This is a genomic window from Chitinophaga polysaccharea (genome assembly GCF_902150045.1).
Lineage (GTDB): Bacteria > Bacteroidota > Bacteroidia > Chitinophagales > Chitinophagaceae > Chitinophaga > Chitinophaga polysaccharea_A.
In genome coordinates this window covers 138,720-158,394 of the sequence record NZ_CABFVU010000004.1, presented here as the reverse complement: position 1 = coordinate 158,394, position 19,675 = coordinate 138,720, and the positions used below count along the sequence as shown (strand labels likewise).

Here is a 19,675-nt window from a genome sequence, read left to right as displayed (position 1 = left end):
TCCCTAACTTTGGCGAAAACATGGATAATGGATAGCGCGAACAGAAGTCCCATTCAACTCACCCCCGGTGCGGCAGAAGTAGTGAAGCAATTGTTACAGGGTAATACAGAAGCTCCCTACCTACGGGTGGGCGTAAAGGGCGGAGGCTGCTCAGGGGTGGCTTATATGCTGGGTTTTGATGCGCTCATGGAAGATGACGATCTGTTTGAAGTATCCGGCATCCCCGTGATCATGAAAAAAGCCCATGGCATGTACCTTATGGGAATGGAAATAGATTACCAGCAGGGAAGTGATGCCACAGGGTTTGTGTTCAGGCAGCCAGCCGGCTAATCCTCATCTTCATAAAATATACTGCATAAAAAAACCTCCTGGCATACCAGGAGGTTTTTATTTATCAAACATTATTTCAGTAACGTCTTACTTATTTGGCAGCAGAAGCTGTTTTCTTTGCAGTTACTTCCACCGAATCGCTTTCATTCGACAGCTGGTTCTTCTTGTCAAAGTCAACCAGTACAGGCGCCGCAACAAAGATAGAAGAGTAAGTACCGGTGATCACACCGATCAGCATTGCAAAGGCGAAACCGCGGGTTACTTCACCACCGAATACAAACAGGATCAGGATGGTGAGGAACACTGTCAGAGACGTCATAATGGTACGGCTCAGGGTATCGTTGATCGCTTTATTGATCACGGTGTTCCTGTCGCGGCCATGAGCGCCGGTCCTGAAGTATTCACGGATACGGTCAAACACGATCACGGTATCGTTCATGGAGAAACCGATCACTGTCAGGATCGCAGCAATAAAGTGCTGGTCAATTTCCAGTGTGAACGGTACAAAAGACCGACACCAGGAGAATACTGCCAGTGTAACCAGTACGTCGTGCAGCAAAGAGAAGATAGTACCGATAGAGTACTGCCATTTGCTGAAACGCAGCAGGATATACAGGAAGATCACCACGATAGACAGGATGGTTGCCTTCACAGCCCCTGCGCGCAGGTCGTCGGAAATGGTAGGCGATACTGTTTGTGATCCCACAATATAACGGGAAGTAAATACATCCGGCGTTACGGAAGCGTCATAGAACTTCTTCAGGCCATTGTATAATTTATCGGCTACTTCCTTATCAACCGCCAGGCTCTGCTGCTCAATTTTATAAGCAGTAGTAATGCTCAGCTGGTTGGTGCTGCCAATGGTTTTAACGAATACTTCAGAGTCAAATTCCTTCTTCAGTACATCGGCCACTTCTTCGCGGTTCATCGGGTGCTCGAAGCGTACAGTGTAGCTGCGGCCGCCGGAGAAATCGATACCGTGGTCAAAACCGTGGAAGAAAGAGGAAACACCTGCTACCATTACGATCGCAGAAATGATATAAGCATATTTACGTTTGCCTACGAAATCGAAAGCCACATGTTTAAATACTTTACGGGAAATAGGCGTGAAGTATTCAAAATGTCTTTTTCTCTTCATCCAGAAGTCGGTTACCATACGGGAAACCAGGATACCGCAGAACAGTGACAGGAACAAACCTATGATCTGGGTAGTGGCGAAGCCGAGTACAGGACCTAAACCGAAGTAGAACAGGATGAAGGCTGTGAGTAAGGAAGTAACGTGACCATCGAGCACCGGTGCATAGGAGCGTTTATAGCCGTCTGCCACCGCGTCGTGGTACGACTTACCATGCGATAGTTCGTCTTTGATCCTTTCAAATATGATTACGTTGGTGTCTACCGCCATACCGATGGTGAGTACCATACCGGCAATACCGGCCATTGTTAACGTGGCGCCCATGGAGGCCAGGATACCAAAGGTAAACAGCAGGTTCAGTACCAGTGCGATATTTGCTACCCAGCCGGCGGTGTTGTAGTACACCAGCATGAGCACGAAGATAACGCCAAAGGAGATCATAAAGGATTTGGCGCCGGCTGCAATGGATTCAGCACCCAGGGTCGGACCTACGATCTGTTCCTGTACAATTTGTGCAGGAGCCGGCATCTTACCGGATTTCAGGATGTTGGCGAGGTCATTTGCTTCTTCAATGGTAAAGCTACCGCTGATAGAGGAACGGCCACCGGCAATTTCACCCTGTATGGAAGGAGCAGAGTAAACGATATTATCGAGCACTACTGCTACGTAGTTGAATGTAGCGGGATCTTTTGGATTGGTTGGAGCCAGTTCACCGGTCAGTTTTTTCCACTGGTGGGCGCCTTCGTTATCCATTGTCATGCTGATTTCCGGCTGGTTGTTCTGGTCCATGTCCTGGCGGGCATCAACGATGCTGGCGCCGCCAACACGGGGCTCAGGATTAGCAGGGTTTACTTTCAGCGCATATACGGCCAGGGGGCCATGTTTGTCTTCTTTATTTTCAGCACCAAACGCAAAAACCAGGTCTTTAGGCAGGATAGCCTTTACAGCCGGCAGTTCTGCGTAACGGTTGAAAGTAGCGGTATCTTTTGGCAAGATCCTTCCGATAGACGGGCCGGGGAAAACGGAGCCGGACTGCGGGTCTACGTTAGGGAACAACACCATGAACAGTGGGTTCTGCTGCTGTTGTTCTTTCAGCTGCAGTTCTTTGCTGGCGTTTTTGCTGGTATCTTTTTTAGAGAGATAATCGGTCAGGCTGCCATTTTTACTGGTATCTTTAGCGGCAGCAGCAGTAGCGGCTGCAGCTGTATCAGTTGTAGCGGCAGGTGTAGCGGCTGCGGTAACTGCAGCTTTTGAATTCCTGATCGCATCGTTCATCGGTGACAATACGTTCTGGATAAAGTCGGGAGAGTTCTTGTATACTTCCCTGAATTCCAGGTTGGCAGTTGCCTGCAGGTATTTGTGCACGCGGGCGGCATTATCAACACCGGCCAGTTCCACGGAGATCAGTCCTTTATTTTCATCCAGGCTGATGTTGGGTTGTGCCACACCGAATTTATCAATACGTTTTTGCAGTACGATATAGGTATTCTTAATGGCAACACGTGATTCCTTGCGGATCATGTCCAGCACCTGCTGATTGGAGGAATTGAAAGTGATATCCTTCTGGTAGGCATTTGCAAAAATAGACGCCAGTTTGCCCTGTGGTGCTACCTCGGTGTATGCTTGTCCGAACAAGGTAACAAAATCGGCCTGGTTAGTTTTCTTCAGCTCATTTGCTCTTTCCAGCGCTTTGTTGAAAGCGGCATCCTTGGATTGACCGGATAAGGCGCGGATAACATCTTCCACGCTTACTTCCAGTACCACGTTCATACCACCTACCAGGTCCAGACCGAGATTCAGTTCTTTCTCTTTGGCCTTGGTATAGGTTACATTCCATGGGAAGCCTGCAATCTTTGTGCTGCTGGTACTGTCCACAATCTCTTGTCTCCTCTGTTTAATAAACCCTTTGAGGGTATCTGAGTAGAAGCCCTGCAGTTCCGAACTGCCTGGATATTTCTTTTCAGGTGTAGGGTATTGCTTGGCCACATCGTTTTCGGCCTGCTGCTCTATCTTCTTCTCATAGTTCCGCACCAAAAACGTGAAGGACAATTGGTACAAAGAGATAAGGATCAGTGCGATGGCAAAAAATCTTACCAGTCCTTTAAGTTGCATACTGTTTGTTTCGGGTTTATAAAAAAAAATTTTAAGAGTTGCAAAGATAGAATTTAAATCGATATATTAAAGTCTTAGTTAAAAGACGCGCAAAATCAATATGCGCCTGCCTTTGCAGGTTGGTTGGCACACTTTTTTTAAATCTGCAGCTCCCGGATTCTGGTCTTTTATGTATATTCCTTTGCTTTACAATCTATAACAACGACAAATATATGCAAACCCAACATTATCCGGCAACAGATAATTTCCTGGAAGCTTTGCTGAAAAGTCAAAAAAGCCGGCTAGGCGCCATATTCAGCGATCCTTCCACTTACCGTTTACAGATCATTTTTACCCGTATAGACCGGGATGAGCAGCAGCGGCCTCATTTTTCAGACTATTACTATGGTGTTTCCCCTGATACCTACTTCTACCCTGCATCTACCATAAAACTGCCGGCTGCCGCCCTGGCGCTGGAAAAGCTGAACGACCTGCAGATCCCGGGCCTTGACCGTAACACTCCCTTCTTTACCGCCCCTCTTACAGGGATCAACACCGGCGTGCGCCACGACCGCTCCGCCGCTTCCGGCCTTCCGTCGGTTGCCCATTATATAAAAAAAATATTCCTTATCAGCGATAACGATGCCTATAACCGGCTCTACGAGCTCATCGGGCAGGAGCCGTTTAACCGCAGGCTATGGGAAATGGGGTACACGGAGGCTCAAATCCGCCACCGGGTGGGGCTTCCTCTTTATGAAGAGGCCAACAGGCATACCAATGCCGTAAGCTTCCGGGAGGGAGACCGGATCCTGTACCGGCAGCCCGCCGCGTACAGCCACCTCGAGTTTTCACCACGGGAAGATTTCGCCGGGAAAGCCTGGTACAATCACCTCGACCACCTGGAACATCGGCCCATGAACTTCTCCCACCGCAATAAACTTCCCCTTTCCAGTCTTCATAACATTATGCGCAGCATAATTTTTCCGGAAGCTGTAACAAATCGTCAACGTTTCCGTTTAACAGGGAAAGATTACCTTTTTTTGTACAGATGTATGTCTCAGTACCCGGACGAATCAACGGACCCGGCTTATGACCAGGAACAATACTCTCAGGCATATACCAGGTTCTTACTTTTTGGGGGTGAACGGAACAGCCGGATACCGGCACATATCAGGATATTCAACAAACCGGGATGGGCATACGGATTTCTGACTGATACAGCATATATTGTGGATTTTGCCAACAAAACAGAGTTCCTGCTGTCTGCCAGTATTTTTGTAAACACCACTGGTATTTTGGGAGATGATCAGCAGGCTTTTGAAAAAACAGGTAAACCTTTTCTCAAAACATTGGGGGAAGTTATTTACGAATCCGAAGCAGGGCGTCAAAAGAACATCTTACCGGACCTGTCGCGTTTTGAACCAAATGATAAAAAAACAACCGATCAATAACACAATTTAAAAACTGAGAGCAAAATGCTAACCAAGAAAAATCGCGTATGGGCAGTTGTCGCCCTGTTGACAGGAATCATCGGATTTTCTTCCTGCCTGAAGAATGATAACAATTATACGCCCCAGAGACCACAGGCGCAGATTGCGATAATAGGCAGTTCTACCAGCATGATCCCGGGTACTTTCTATGATAACGACCAGAAAGTAACCGAAACTGAATTCAATTATAACTTCTACGCCAGGTACGCCGTGTACGGAGGCCTGCACAAATTTGACCTGAAGAAGAAAGGAGGCGACAGTTTATTTACTTCCACTACTTACAATTTCGACTCTACACAGTACTATACTTACCTGATCTGGGATAAAGCCCCTGTCAGATCTGCTATTATTAAAACAGATCAATCCAACTACAGCCGCGATAAAATCGGTATCCGTTTCCTGAACCTGAGCCAGAACGCAGGTCCCGTAGATGTGTATGTTGGTGCAGAAAAAATTGACAGCAACCGTGTTTACTTTGACGGTAATGTGAGCGCTGCCAGTGCATTTAAGCTTTACAGCTCTTTCAGCACAGGCTCCACTATAACTATCAGGGAAGCCGGTACTACCAACAAATTAGCTGAAGTTAGCGGCGCTGATCTGAAGATCGGTACTTTCAATACAGGTTACTTCTATACCATTTATCTCATGGGAGTTAAAGGAAGCAGCGGTACTGATAAACTGTACACCAACGCTATCTTCAGCTTATACAATTATTAAGCAATCCAGGTTCTTCTAAAAAGAAATAACATAAAACGGGGCTGACTAAGAATATTGGTCAGCCCTAATTTATTTGGGTACCTGATGGAGGCAATCATCATTTAAGCGATTCTCAAAGCCTTCGTTTTATTTTTGGGCCGCCCAAGTCACGCCCTTGGTTATTGGCCTTAAAAAAGATGGTTTAAAAGAAGTGTTGGGTATGCGGATGGCAGAAGCAGAGTCTTCATCTTTCGTGACAAGCGTTTTAACTGATAAATGGGGAGCCAAATACGCCATGCTATTCAATCCTGGGAGAATAATAGTGACTATCTTAGCAGCCATTTTGACCTCCCACTAGAGGTCCGCAAGATCATATATACAATCAACACCATTGAAAACCTTACTAGAGATATCAGGAAGTACACCAAAACGAAAGTCCAGTTTACTGATGATACCGCCGCTAAAAAGGTTGTATACCTGACTATAATGAATATAGAAAAGAAATGGAGCATGACGCTCCATAACTGGGAGCTCATACTCCATCAATTTTTAACGATCTTTGAAAACAGATGTCGCCTCTAAACAGTTGCTGTATCGTTTACACATTACATTTTATGGTCTCAGCTAAAACAATAAGGCCGACTTTTTTCCCTATTTCTGTTATTAGAATAGAAAAACCTGAACAATCTGAAGATTAAAATAATTCTTATCTTGACTAAAATTAACAGGGCAGATTCCTTATTTTCCTCTTATTTTTCCTATATTTACTTCATACCCTCACCCTCCTATTTTTTCAAAACTGTACATCAACGTACATAATTAAATGTTACCCACATGAAACCCACATCAGCAAGATTGTTATCTTCACCCGCATTTTTCCTTTCAGTTACTTTATTCTCATTATTTTTAGTTGCAATCGGAAGTCCGAACAGCTTGCCCCTCCACAAAACACTGAAGCAGAAAAGCAACTTAAGGAAGTGTACGGCAACTATTTGACCTTTAAGGACGAAGGATCCTTTAAAAAAGCGATAGCCGATTCCCGTAATCTGACAGACAAAGAACAATTACAGTTTGAGATTGACCACGGATTTGCCTCTATGGCATCCAGCTATCGAGAATTCGATCAAAAGATAAGTTTGTTTGAATCAGCCAGAGATACCACTGGCTTCTATATTGTCAGCAATAAACATCAATCCGCGCTTTATTGGAAAGCAGCAGATGAATATTATATTAACAGTCCAGATTGGGAAACCTCCAAGGTTATCAATAAAAACGGACTTGTTAAAATTGGTGAAAATATCATCAAATTTGAACATGACCGGAAAATCAGCCTGAAAAACAATGATCTCCAGACATTGAACAAAGCACTTGCTATAAAGGCGAACGTCGCTACTGCCACCTTTTCGGTAGATTACCATCCTAAAAGTGTTGCATCAACTGAATCATTACCTGGTTATAAATGGTTGAACCTTTATGGCAATAATCCCCAGGAAGGTATGTTTTCAAATAGCGTCACCGATCAATATCAATACCAGGCGAATAACAGACGTTTCACCTTCGCTGTATGGCTTGTAAACATTAGAAAAGCTGGAGTATTATATGCCTTTGCAGAACTGCACTACAGTGGAATGAGAAAAGTATTTCTCTTCTGGCAGAGAGCAAAAGTGACTGGTGTTACACTTAATGGATCCATGAGAATAAAAATGACCTCAAATGCTGTATCGCCGTATTTTACCTGCAGATATATAAACTATGGAGTGGCTGACCGATGGTATGAGAATTATTACAATGATGACATAGAAGGGCATGAAATTTTTGCAATTTCAGAAAAACTGGTAAACCACCCCGATCCATATAGCATTCTCGGCCCTCCCGGCATTCCCCCGCAGCTCCCTTATTATGTAGACATGCGGAAGCATCCCGAAGCCCCCAACTATTTCTTTAATGACAAAGATGATTTTGGTGGTAATCTTCAACTGAATCCGGATTATTATTGGAGTCATATCGAATCTGGATTTTCATTTGGTAATCCAAACTCGCTTACCACTTGTGTAGCAAACGTAGAGGGAGAAACATTCGAAATCAATTTCTAATCTTCCAATTATATATTCTTCTGGAGGGTTTGAGGGCCATGAATTGAAGAGTTATCTTTCAATTTCAATATTTTATATTAAAAATAATTCGTACAAACGCAGAACGGGCCGGTTATCCGGCCCGTTCTGCGTTTGTACAGCAGCCAGGAACGATCTTTCCATGTATTATCTGGTTTTTTTCTGTACGTTTGCTCCGGTCAATTCAATGTAATGATATGAATCAACTAGCAGACAGGCTGTCACGGATTTCCGAGCCGCAAACAATTAAAATGGCTAAACTAAGCCGTGAATTAAAAGCCCAGGGCATAGATATCGTAGACCTCAGTATCGGAGAACCGGACTTTGATACTCCCGTACATATCCGGGAAGCCGCCAAAAAGGCGATCGATGAAGGATTTACACACTATACCCCCGTGGCCGGCTACCCGGAAGTAAGAAAGGCAATAGTACACAAATTAAAGAGGGATAACGGTCTTGACTATACGCCGGAACAGATAGTGGTGTCTACAGGCGCCAAGCAATGCCTGGCCAACGCAGTACTGAGCATTGTGAACCCCGGCGACGAAGTGATCATCCCCACCCCTTACTGGGTTACCTATTCAGAACAGGTAAGCCTTTGCCAGGGCGAAGTAGTATTTGTTCCCTGCAGTATTGAAAACAATTATAAGATTACACCGGAGCAATTGGAGGCAGCCATCACACCAAAAACAAAGCTGTTCATGTTCTCCTCTCCCTGCAACCCTACCGGCTCTGTATATTCCGGAAAAGAACTGGAAGCACTGGCCGCCGTATTTGCAAAGCATCCCGGGATCTTTATCATCTCCGACGAAATATACGAGTATATCAACTACGAGGGCAAACATGAAAGCATTGCGCAATTCGGTGACCTCATTAATCGCACCATCCTCATTAACGGTTTGAGCAAAGGCTTTGCCATGACCGGCTGGCGCCTTGGTTATCTCGCCGCCCCACTGGACATTGCCAAAGCCTGCGATAAGATACAGAGCCAATTTACCTCTGCCACCTGTTCTATCACCCAGCGCGCCGCCATCACCGCCCTTACCGGCGAACTGACCACTGCAGTGGAAATGGTAGCTGAATTCAAAAAACGCCGCGCGTTTATTCATGAAGCCCTGAAAGCCATACCCGGCTTAAAGGTAAATGACCCTGAAGGCGCCTTCTATATGTTCCCTGATATGAGCGCGTTCTTCAACAAATCATTTGAAGACATGCATATCAAAAACGCCGACGATCTTTGCATGTTCCTCCTCCATAAAGCCAACGTATCTACTGTTACCGGCAGCGCTTTCCAGCAGCCCAACTGTATCCGGATATCGTACGCCACCAGCATGGACAAACTGGAAAAAGGAGTGGAAAGAATGAAAACCTGGCTGGGGAAACTCGCTTAATAATCAATCAACTCCGTGATTAATATGATTACCGGGAGATGTTTACCTTTACATCTCCCGGTAATCGTTTAATTTTAAACACTATCATACAATATATAAATATCTTTATATATATTTGTGCGCATAAAGAAATAAGATGGGCAGCCTTGACTTGAATACACTACTATACATAGCGCTCGCCGTAGGTGCAGTGGCTATTGTTTACCCAACAATAAAAGATCTTTTTAAGAAAAATAAAACAACCGGCACAACAACAGACAATAAAGAACAACCGGTAAATCCGACCGTACTTCCTTTACAGTTGCAGGCATACGAGAGAATGGCCCTTTATGTGGACCGTATCACCCCTCAAAGCCTGATAGGACGCATCTATCAGCCGGGATTAACCGCAGTGGACATGCAGATATCCATGGTACAGCAGATCAAAGCGGAATACGAACATAATGTTACCCAGCAGATCTATGTATCGGCTATGACATGGGAAGCAGTGAAAACATTGAAAGAACAAACCATTTCCGTGATCAACCAGGTGGCTGTGCAGCTGCCGCCGGATGCACCGGCAATGGAACTGAACAAACAGATACTGGAAGTATTTTTACAGGCGGGCGAATCCCCTGCTGAACTGACCTCGCAGATCATTAACGCGGAAGCAAAAAGACTAATGCGGTAATCACTTCGCCTTTATCACTTCATTCAGCAAATAACTTTTCCCGTTAAACAAGATATACAACGGCTTACCCTGGTACCATGGGATGCCCTCCTTTTTTGCATGTACCTGGATATGCAGGTGAGGCTCTGAGCTGAAGCCGGAATTACCCACGCAACCCAGCGGTTCACCCTGTTTTACATACTGCCCCTCGTGTACTATCACGCTGCCCATTTTCAGATGCCCCATGAACACGTAGTACCCGGGGGTTTCCAGCAATACCTGGTTGGTGTTCTTCGGGCCGCGGTCCATTGCAGGCGGTATATTGTCGGGGTTATTGCTGTAGGCTCTCATCACAAGGCCATCACAGGGGGCATATACGGTATCCCCGAAGATCAGGTAATCTCCCAGGCGACGGGAAAATATCTTCCCTGCACGACCACCGTAATTATTCAGCTTTACAATATCCATCGCATAAATGGCTCCGCGTAAACTGAAGTGGAAAACATTGGTAGGCAATCCTTTGCCACCCTGTAACACAAAGTAGTTACCAGGTTTAAAGGGAAATGCCAGCGCTACCCGCTGGGGTTTACCTGTAGTACCGGTAAAGTACAACACAGACATCACCACGAAAATAAAAGTAAGCACGCCATTGCTCCGGCGTTTCCATAAAGGTGTGGGCCTGGCTGCATGATCATGCTTACGCATGGTATAAGCAGCCATATTCAGGATTAACAATCCGCCAAAAACATATTTGGTGTAAATAGAGAGGTACACCCAGGTGCCATATAAATACAGGAACCCTCCCAGTGAAAGCCCCAGCAGTAAATAGCTGTAAGTAGCGGCCAGCGGACGGCTTCCCGCTTTCCAGACAAGATATAAGCTATACAATGCCAGTGCGATCGTTGCGCCTAATAAACAGTAAATGACCATAGTATCCTGTCAACTTTAACACAAAATATCAATATTTTTCTCAGCGGCGAAGTACCATAATAATTATGTAACATTGCAACGCTAGTTTTAGATACCATGGAAAAAACCATTCAAACCGATTCAGGCATTGTAATAGCACCGGTATATACACAACCGGTGAAGATGGAAGAACTGCCCGGCGCTTTTCCCTACACCCGTGGCATACACGCTACCATGTACCGCGATAAACTGTGGACCATGCGGCAATATGCGGGATTCAGCACCGCGGAAGAATCGAATAAAAGGTATCATTACCTGCTCAGCCAGGGAGTTATGGGCCTGAGCGTGGCTTTTGACCTCCCTACACAGATCGGCTATGATTCGGATCACCCCATGTCTGAAGGCGAAGTGGGAAAAGTAGGCGTAGCCATAGATTCCCTGGAAGATATGGAAATACTGTTCAAAGATATTTCCCTGGAACAGATCTCTACCTCCATGACCATCAACGCCACAGGGTTTATCCTGCTGGCATTTTACATAGCGCTGGCCAAACGGCAGGGCGCCGACCTGAAAAAGATTTCCGGTACCATCCAGAACGACATCCTGAAAGAATACGCCGCCAGGGGCACCTTTATTTATCCGCCCAAACCTTCTATGCGGCTTATCACCGATATTTTTGCGTATTGTAGCAAAGAAGTGCCCAAGTGGAATACCATCTCCATTTCCGGCTATCATATCCGCGAGGCCGGCGCCAATGCCGTACAGGAGCTGGCTTTCACACTGGCTAACGGGAAGGCCTATCTGAAAGCGGCACTGGATACAGGACTGGATATCAATGTATTTGCCAAGCGCCTATCTTTCTTTTTCAACGCACACAACCACCTCTTTGAAGAAGTGGCCAAATTCCGTGCGGCAAGGCGCATGTGGGCAAATATTACACAATCGCTCGGCGCCACCGATCCTAAAGCGCAGATGCTGCGGTTTCACACTCAAACCGGTGGCAGCACTCTTACCGCACAGCAGCCACAGAACAACATCGTGCGCGTAGCCATTCAAACGCTCGCTGCCACTATGGGCGGTACCCAATCGTTACATACCAACGGCTACGACGAAGCTTTATCGTTACCTACAGAAGAAGCAGCGCGCATCGCCCTCCGCACCCAGCAGATTGTGGGTTATGAAAGCGGCGTGGCCGATACCGTAGATCCACTGGCGGGTTCCTTCTATGTAGAAGCGCTTACCAACGAAGTGGAAAATAAAGCCTGGGAACTGATCCATAAAATTGACGCTATGGGTGGCGCTGTTAGCGCCATAGAACAGGGCTTCATCCAGGATGAAATAGCAAAGAGCGCCTACCGGTACCAGCAGGAAATTGAAAATAATGAGAAAATAATCATTGGTGTCAATAAATTTACAGCGGCAGACCAGGCCTCTCCGGAGGTATTCCGTATAGACGACAGCATCCGGGCAGTACAATCCGAACGCCTGAAATCCTTACGGGAACGCCGTGATAACGCCGCTGTGCAAAATGCACTGGCGCAGATCCGGCAGGCCGCCGGTACCAACGAAAACCTGATGCCCCTGGTAGTAACAGCAGTAGAGCACCTGTGCACCCTCGGAGAAATTGCAGATGTACTGAGAGAAGTATGGGGAGAATATAAATAATTGTATAAGCGTATTCAATAGTCAAATGAGTTTAATTTATCACAACACCTGTCCGCTTTGTGGATCGTCGCAGATACATGAAGCGATTGCTGCCAAAGACTACACCGTATCAAAGGAAACATTCAACATCTTCCACTGTGGGGGCTGTGGCGGCCGCTTTACACAAAATGTGCCCGACAGCGCGCATATCGGGCGGTATTACCAATCACAGGAATATATTTCCCATTCTGAAACAAAGCAGGGACTTATTAACCGCTTATATCACAGTGTCAGGAAAATCACGCTGCGCTCCAAACAAAACTGGGTACGCAATGCTTCCGGCATCAAAACTGGTGCCCTGCTGGATATAGGCAGCGGTACCGGCGCATTTCTCCACTATATGAAAACCAGCGGTTGGACTGTAACAGGGTTGGAACCAGATGAAAACGCACGCAGGAACGCCAAAGAAATTTACGGAGTGGAAGCGCTGCCCATTGAACAGTTATACGCTCTGGCTCCACAGCAGTTTGACGCTATCACCATGTGGCATGTGCTGGAACATGTGCACGACCTGCACGGCTACCTGGATCATATCCGCACCCTGCTGAAACCCGGCGGTTCCTTACTCATCGCCGTCCCCAACTATACCTCCTCCGACGCCGACTACTATAAAGAATACTGGGCCGCCTATGATGTGCCCCGACATCTTTATCACTTCTCTCCCGGCTCCATGGAAAAATTATTATCACAACATCATATTAAACTGTCAAAAAAACACCCTATGGTGTTCGACGGTTTCTATGTAAGTCTTCTCAGCGAAAAATACAAAACCGGTAAAAGCCGGTTGCTGCAAGGGTTCTTTCACGGGTTCCGCTCCTATCGCAAAGGCCTGAAAACAGTAGACCGCTGCAGCTCCATTGTGTACGAGTGCAAAATATAACGCGGCTCGCCTTCGGCGCGGAGTTTGTCTGACTCAGGATTAAACTGATTACGCTGATTGGGCTGATTGGATTACTTTGGATTAAAATGATTTGGGGAGATTTAAGCGAATCCGCTTCTATCTCCCCAAATCTCTTTTAATTTATAAAATCTAAAAAATAAAATCAGCGAAATCAGCGTAATCAGTTTAATCCTGAGTCAGACAAAATCCGCTTAGAGCAATTTCATTTCGTCGATCAATCGCGTACAACCAGCGTATTTGTCTACAATAAACAACACATAGCGGATATCCACCATGATATTACGGCAAATGGCCGGGTCAAAATTAATATCGCTCATGGTGCCTTCCCAGGTGCGGTCGAAGTTCAACCCTATCAGGCGGCCATAGGCGTCCAGTGCAGGGCTGCCGGAATTACCACCGGTAGTGTGGTTGGAGGCAATGAAACAAACCGGCATCCTGCCATTCACCCCATAACGGCCGTAGTCTTTCTTTTTGTAAAGCTCGATCAGGCGTGCCGGCACATCAAATTCGTAATCACCCGGAATATATTTTTCCATGACGCCATCGAGGTAGGTATAAAAATCGTAGTGAATGGCATCACGCGGATTGTATCCGTCTACCTTTCCATAGGTAACTCTCAGCGTGCTGTTGGCATCGGGGTAAAAAACCTTTTTGCTGCCCATTACATCCATCTGTGCCTGCATATAGATGCGCTGCAGGTTGTTGATGTTGGATTGAAGATCAGCCAGGGGACGACTTATATTATCCACATAACCTTTACGCATAGCCATCACCAACCGGGTAGCAGGATCCTTCCACATCTGCGCCACCACCGTATTATATGGCTGCTGCACAAAAGCGGTGAGTTTATCCATAGAGGTTAGTCCTGATGCTGCATACAGCTTATCGGACAGCGCGCGGCTGTTTTTATTGTTCTCCTGCCAGATCTGCGCAAACTCCGCTCCTGCCAGCTGTGCGGGAACGCCTTTGGCATAGAGGGCGATCAGGCTTACCGCCACATCATGATCCACGCCGGCATTATAGTTCTGGTAAAATCCCTGCATGGAGACAAGGAACTGCTGCCGCATGGTTTCATATTGCGCCTCCCCTCTTTCATGTACATCGTTGAGGAAACTGATCAGGCGATCGCCTACAGTGAACAGTTCCACGTTCCTTACCAGCTCACTATAGTAATCACGGGCCTGGGCATAAGGCTGTATCTGCTGGTAGTAGCCGTTGAGGGAATCCAGTACACCTCCGTATTGCTGTTTCCATACAGGATTGGTTTCCAGCTGCTGCCGGTAGGTATCTTCGTACTGCAGCTTTTTGCCTACGCCATTGGTTTGTTTTACGCCCTGCATTTCTCCCATCCACTTCTTCCAGTAGTTGGCAGTACCGGCAAATTTTGCAGCATACTGGATCTTTATCTGCGGATCCTTACGCATGTAGCCATCCATGATTTTGAGGGCAGCGTCGCGCATTTCAACTTTAGCGGCATCTAATACATCCACCGTTTGCTTTACGCCTTCAGAAGGCAGGTATTCGCTGGTGCGGCCGGGAAAACCCATCACCATTGTAAAATCGTTCTGCTTTACGCCCTTCAGGGAAATCGTAAGCGCATATCTGGGCTTTAAAGGCACATTATCCTTTGAATAAGGCGCCGGGCGGCCATCCTTACCGGCATAAATACGAAACATCGAGAAATCGCCTGTATGACGCGGCCATACCCAATTATCCGTATCGGACCCGAACTTACCGATGGAGGAAGGCGGTGCGCCGACCAGGCGTACATCCCGGTAAGTTTCCGTTACAAACAGGAAATACTGGTTCCCCTCATAAAAAGGCTTAATCATCGTTTCCTGCCAGCTTTCGTGGCGGGCCTGCTGCCGGATCTCGTTCAGCCGCCTGTCGATGGCCGACTGCCGCTCTCTTTCACTCATACCGGGCTTTACATCCTGCAACGCAGCTTTCGTAACATCGTCAATACGCACAATAAAGGTGGCAAATAAACCGGGGTTAGGCAGCTCTTCCACGGCCGACTTTGCCCAGAAACCATTTTCCAGGAAGTTATTCTGCAGGGAGGAGTGCTTCTGGATGGCATCATAGCCGCAGTGATGATTGGTGAGCAGCAATCCCTGCTCCGAAATCACTTCCGCCGTACAAAAACCGCCGAAGCTCACGATGGCATCTTTCAGGCTGCCTTTGTTGATACTATAGATATCCGCGGCGGCAATTTTCATACCCATTCCCTTCATCTCTTTCTCATTAAGACCGGAAAGCAGCTGTGGCAGCCACATTCCCTCCGTAGCATAAGTGTGCCTGGCCAGTACGAGAAGAAGTACCACTAACAGCACCGGTTTCATGATTCGTTGCAACATATCTGATATTCTTTTTATAAAAGAGGCAATTTACTATAATTCGGGCAGCGGTGAAAAGATAACCCGGTGTTTCCGATCATTCATCGACATAAACCAGCGATTTACAGAGAAAGCAATCGCTATCCGGTAAGAAAGTCTGAATTTCAGCCCTATATCTATCTGTCGCAAATGTTCCGCTTAAAATCTTCGGTAGTAATCGCACACATCACGGGGTGGTTGATATGCCTGGGTTTACCCCTGCTGTTCATCAGCGGGCAAACAGGCGACCGTAAAGCACTCTCCATCTTATTCTCAACAGATTACCTGGTGTTCCTGGTAACGTATGTAGCACTGTTCTATTTTCATACTACTTTTCTATTTCCCAGGCTGTATTTCCGGAAACAGTACATCCTTTATTTCCTTTCTGTGCTGCTGTTACTGGTGATGGTGAACTATATGCGCCCCTACGACCACCTGTTTTCCAGGCTGCGGCATCCACACGGGGAAACCAGGTGGCGCCCGCCAATGCCCCCGGAAGGCCATGGGCCGGAAGCCATGGAGCCACCCGTACGGGTGGATATTGTGAGCGATTTCCTTTTCCTGCTCACCATTGCGCTCAGTATCGCCATTGAAACCACCCACCGCTGGCGCCAAACCGAAAAAAGAGCACTGTATGCAGAAACCCGGAAAACACAGGCGGAGCTATCGTTCCTAAAGGCCCAGATCAATCCGCATTTCCTGTTCAATACCCTTAACAATATTTACTCCCTCGCTATCACCCGCAGCGATAACACCGCCATGAGCATCATGAAACTGTCCAACATGCTGCGCTATGTAACAGAAGATACCAGGGATGATTATGTGCTGCTGGAAAGCGAAATTGAATGTCTGCGGGATTATATCGATCTCCAGAAACTCCGGCTCACTACCAAAACAAAGGTCAATTTTGCTGTCACCGGCAGCCCGGGCATCAAATGCATTGCCCCGCTGGTCCTGCTGCCATTCCTCGAAAACGCATTCAAGTACGGGGTAAGCAATCATGAACCATCAGAAATTAATATCCTGCTGCAAACATCAGATAACAGTATCCATTTTTATTGCAGCAATAAATTATTCAGGATAACACCGGATACAAACCGCACCGGTATTGGTATTGCCAACACCAGACAAAGACTGGATCACCTTTACCCCGACAAGTATGAATTGCAGATCAGCGAAGACAACGGCGCCTACGCTATTTCTTTACAATTACAGGTATAACTGATGGAGATTAAATTCATAGTGATAGATGATGAGCCGCCTGCTATACAGGTTATCAAAACCTATGCGCAGGAATTTCCCTGGCTGAAGCTGTTGCATACTTTCACTGATGCCATTTCCGCAGCAGAATATCTGAGGCATAGCCGGGTGGATCTCCTGTTCCTCGATATCAACATGCCTGACATCAATGGGCTGGATCTGGCCAGGGGACTGGATCCCCACCCCATGATTATTTTTACTACCGCCTATAAGCAATATGCTTTCGATGGGTTTGAGCTTGATGCGATCGACTACCTGCTGAAGCCCATCCCTTTCCGGCGTTTTGAAAAAGCCGTGCAGAAAGCACAACAGCATTGCCAGCAACAGCTGCTGCCGGTGGAAACAGAAAGTCTCGTGGTACATTCATCTTATCACATGGTGAAAATTCCCCTCCACGAAATTATTTACATAGAAAGCCTGGAGGATTATGTCCGGATACACCTCGCCCAACAGGCGCCGGTGCTAACGCTGATGACACTTAAAAAAATGCAGGAGAAGCTGCCGGCGTCCCGCTTCCGGCGGATACACCGCAGTTATATTGTTGCTGTTGATAAAGTGAAGTCAGTGGGTAACCGCAAGGTCAGGCTCAGCTCATCGGTAGAGTTGCCCGTGAGCGATAGTTACAGCGATTTTATCCGCGAATGGAAGAACGGATTTTGTCTGACCCAGGGTTAGGATGATTAGTTTGATCTTAATTTCAGGATTCCTCACTATAATTACAGATAAAGATATCGTCGTTCAGTTTCAAAATGAACGTATCTGTGGTATCATTAAGCCCCAGCAATAAGTAGTCGCCTGTTACCCTGTGCAGCCGCAATGGGGGCGTGTAATATAGTATGGCCACTTTGTGCTGCTGCCTGTCGTGAATGCTGGAGCTGATTATTTTAAACTGGTGCCGCTCAAACGCCAACTGTATATTGCCGTGTGTGTCCCATGCACCGGGCACCAGGTTAGCGATTGCAATCCCCTGCAGAAAACAAGAGCTGTGTTGTCCTGGGTGCCCAGGTATCCGTGGTTGCTGTAACCGGAGTAATAACCATCCTTATCACAGTGCCAGATGTCGCACCTCGCATTGGCAAGTGGCTTACAGCTGTTGTTCGTGTTCAGTACACTGATGATGATATGTAATGGGGTGCCACCGGTACAGCCGTAGCACTGATGAACAGTTGTTTCAGGAATTGTTTACGGGTGTTTTCCACCTTATCATTTTTGATCTGTTATAAAGATTTTTATTCTGTAACAGATCAACAAAAAAGATAGATGAACAGGCATTATGTACCGGAGAATAGCATTTCCGGGGCAGAACAGATGACCACAGGAAATTTAATTCAGCAAAGAACTCGAAGGAAATCCATCCCTGCAGTAAAAAATTCCGGCCCCGGAAATACGTCAACAGATTAGCTCATGCAACGATTAGTGATACAGATAATTCAGTGCAATAATATCATTGGCATTAAACGTACGGTTTCCGCCATTGGAGCAGGCCAACATCCAGGAGTTGGCATCCGGTCCGGATGGGGTGCCCGGAATATACACTGCACCTATGTTGCTTGCACCTTCATTTGTTGGAGTACCGCCACAGCTGTAGGAACGGTCCATGTAATCGGTATGGCGCATACCAATGCAGTGACCAATTTCATGCTGGATCACAGAGCCCACATACAGTACGTTTGGATTAGATCCATACGCATACTGGTTTGTGTTCATTTTAATCGTGCTGTAAGGGTTGCCACTGCTGGTAGGGAACCCGGAAGAGCCCAGTGTAATGTAACCACCGCTTGGTCCCTGGTTGAAACCCTTGATCGTAATTTCAGCAGCGCCACTGGCTACACGCTGAAAGGTCATACGTAATCCTAACCTGTTGTAACGCGCAATAGCCGTGTCTGTACCAGCAATAAAAGCGGTACCAAGACCGGTTACTTTAATCCTGATAACGCGGGGCAGTGCTGTTACCAGGTAATTGGTACGGTACTGCTCTGTTTTGGCGATTCTTAAAACAGGACTGCTAACTGATTCTTTCAGCTGTTCAGCTGTAAGCAGGATGTCACCTTCCACCAGGTAACCATCCTCGGTTTTTACCACGTTCTCCGTACTGAAGCCGTTTGCTTTGATCTGGGCTAGCACTTCTGCTGATACAGGATCTGGCTGCACTTCTTTTTTTGCATCGTTCTTCTGACAGGACGCAAAGAGGAAGGCCGCTGCCATGCAGCAGAGTACTGGAATTGATTGTGTTCTCATAGTTCAGATTTTTGGTTTTGTTTAGAAAAAAAAATCAGATTTTCGGTTTAGGTTTAAAAAAAAGATATCCTTTCGCCTGTTCTTGTAAACAAGCAATTGTTAACAACACTAAATGCCATACTGCTCTGCGGCCGGATCAGGTATAAAACGGCTATAACGCTGCATCCTGGAACACAGCTGCTTTTCATTCTCCTGCTGCAAATGCAATCGTTTAGCTTTGACTATCTTCCTGAAAACTACGATTACACAGTACTCTCGTTTTCGGGTACATACAATAGCTAATATGCCTTGCTATAGCATAGCATCAGATTTTAATGGATTGGTAGTGATTCAGTAATACCGGTTGTTCCGGTGATTCAGATTTGCGCTATAAATTGGTTGTTCGTGAAACAGTT

General features: G+C 46.5%; 16 protein-coding genes. 11 read left to right on the top strand and 5 right to left on the bottom strand.

Features of this window, described 5'->3' with window-relative positions; translation table 11 throughout:
* The first annotated feature begins 27 nt into the window (after positions 1-27).
* Positions 28-330 carry a HesB/IscA family protein gene (locus FN124_RS25330; RefSeq protein ID WP_142687594.1) on the top strand — a complete coding sequence of 101 codons (303 nt, stop codon included), beginning with the start codon at positions 28-30 and terminating at the stop codon, positions 328-330.
* A 91-nt stretch (positions 331-421) separates the two neighbouring features.
* On the opposite strand, the gene secDF is transcribed toward FN124_RS25330, so the two are convergent.
* Entirely contained in the window at positions 422-3,577 is a 3,156-nt protein-coding gene (secDF, locus tag FN124_RS25325) for a protein translocase subunit SecDF (RefSeq protein ID WP_142687593.1), read from the bottom strand.
* A 212-nt stretch (positions 3,578-3,789) separates the two neighbouring features.
* Between secDF and FN124_RS25320 the strand changes: the two genes are divergently transcribed.
* The 6 genes from FN124_RS25320 (at position 3,790) to FN124_RS25295 (ending at position 9,914) form a co-directional block, all read left to right on the top strand.
* The gene (locus tag FN124_RS25320) at positions 3,790-5,007 is read left to right on the top strand and encodes a serine hydrolase (protein ID WP_142687592.1); all 1,218 of its coding nucleotides are present in this window, start codon (positions 3,790-3,792) and stop codon (positions 5,005-5,007) included.
* A 24-nt stretch (positions 5,008-5,031) separates the two neighbouring features.
* Positions 5,032-5,763 (top strand): DUF4397 domain-containing protein, encoded by a 732-nt coding sequence (locus FN124_RS25315; RefSeq protein ID WP_142687591.1) that lies wholly within the window; start codon positions 5,032-5,034, stop codon positions 5,761-5,763.
* 255 nt (positions 5,764-6,018) lie between these two features.
* The gene (locus FN124_RS31840; RefSeq protein WP_142687590.1) at positions 6,019-6,324 is read left to right on the top strand and encodes a transposase; all 306 of its coding nucleotides are present in this window, start codon (positions 6,019-6,021) and stop codon (positions 6,322-6,324) included.
* 395 nt (positions 6,325-6,719) lie between these two features.
* Complete coding sequence (locus FN124_RS25305; protein ID WP_142687589.1) at positions 6,720-7,835, top strand: hypothetical protein; 1,116 nt, start codon at positions 6,720-6,722, stop codon at positions 7,833-7,835.
* Between the two features lie 215 nt (positions 7,836-8,050).
* Positions 8,051-9,244: a pyridoxal phosphate-dependent aminotransferase gene (locus FN124_RS25300; RefSeq protein WP_142687588.1), complete on the top strand. Its 1,194-nt coding sequence runs from the start codon at positions 8,051-8,053 to the stop codon at positions 9,242-9,244.
* A 136-nt stretch (positions 9,245-9,380) separates the two neighbouring features.
* On the top strand, positions 9,381-9,914 hold the full coding sequence (locus FN124_RS25295; RefSeq protein WP_142687587.1) for a DUF7935 family protein: 534 nt from the start codon (positions 9,381-9,383) through the stop codon (positions 9,912-9,914).
* On the opposite strand, the gene FN124_RS25290 is transcribed toward FN124_RS25295, so the two are convergent.
* Positions 9,915-10,823, bottom strand: a complete 909-nt coding sequence (locus FN124_RS25290; RefSeq protein ID WP_142687586.1) for a M23 family metallopeptidase — start codon at positions 10,821-10,823, stop codon at positions 9,915-9,917.
* Between the two features lie 96 nt (positions 10,824-10,919).
* Between FN124_RS25290 and FN124_RS25285 the strand changes: the two genes are divergently transcribed.
* Positions 10,920-12,467: an acyl-CoA mutase large subunit family protein gene (locus FN124_RS25285; RefSeq protein ID WP_142687585.1), complete on the top strand. Its 1,548-nt coding sequence runs from the start codon at positions 10,920-10,922 to the stop codon at positions 12,465-12,467.
* A gap of 25 nt (positions 12,468-12,492) precedes the next feature.
* Positions 12,493-13,386 carry a class I SAM-dependent methyltransferase gene (locus FN124_RS25280; protein WP_142687584.1) on the top strand — a complete coding sequence of 298 codons (894 nt, stop codon included), beginning with the start codon at positions 12,493-12,495 and terminating at the stop codon, positions 13,384-13,386.
* 212 nt (positions 13,387-13,598) lie between these two features.
* Here FN124_RS25280 and FN124_RS25275 read toward each other — a convergent pair whose 3' ends face one another.
* The gene (locus FN124_RS25275) at positions 13,599-15,764 is read right to left on the bottom strand and encodes a S46 family peptidase (RefSeq protein WP_260607581.1); all 2,166 of its coding nucleotides are present in this window, start codon (positions 15,762-15,764) and stop codon (positions 13,599-13,601) included.
* Positions 15,765-15,932: 168 nt separating this feature from the next.
* On the opposite strand from FN124_RS25275, the gene FN124_RS25270 reads away from it, so the two are divergent.
* Together FN124_RS25270 and FN124_RS25265 are read left to right on the top strand one after the other, a co-directional pair.
* Positions 15,933-17,003 carry a sensor histidine kinase gene (locus tag FN124_RS25270; protein WP_142687583.1) on the top strand — a complete coding sequence of 357 codons (1,071 nt, stop codon included), beginning with the start codon at positions 15,933-15,935 and terminating at the stop codon, positions 17,001-17,003.
* A 3-nt stretch (positions 17,004-17,006) separates the two neighbouring features.
* The gene (locus FN124_RS25265; protein WP_142687582.1) at positions 17,007-17,717 is read left to right on the top strand and encodes a LytR/AlgR family response regulator transcription factor; all 711 of its coding nucleotides are present in this window, start codon (positions 17,007-17,009) and stop codon (positions 17,715-17,717) included.
* A 22-nt stretch (positions 17,718-17,739) separates the two neighbouring features.
* Here FN124_RS25265 and FN124_RS25260 read toward each other — a convergent pair whose 3' ends face one another.
* Both FN124_RS25260 and FN124_RS25255 read right to left on the bottom strand, forming a co-directional pair.
* Positions 17,740-17,988, bottom strand: coding sequence for a hypothetical protein (locus FN124_RS25260; RefSeq protein ID WP_142687581.1), 249 nt, complete (start codon positions 17,986-17,988; stop codon positions 17,740-17,742).
* Between the two features lie 467 nt (positions 17,989-18,455).
* Positions 18,456-19,280, bottom strand: a complete 825-nt coding sequence (locus FN124_RS25255) for a M57 family metalloprotease (protein ID WP_142687580.1) — start codon at positions 19,278-19,280, stop codon at positions 18,456-18,458.
* Positions 19,281-19,675 lie beyond the last annotated feature (395 nt).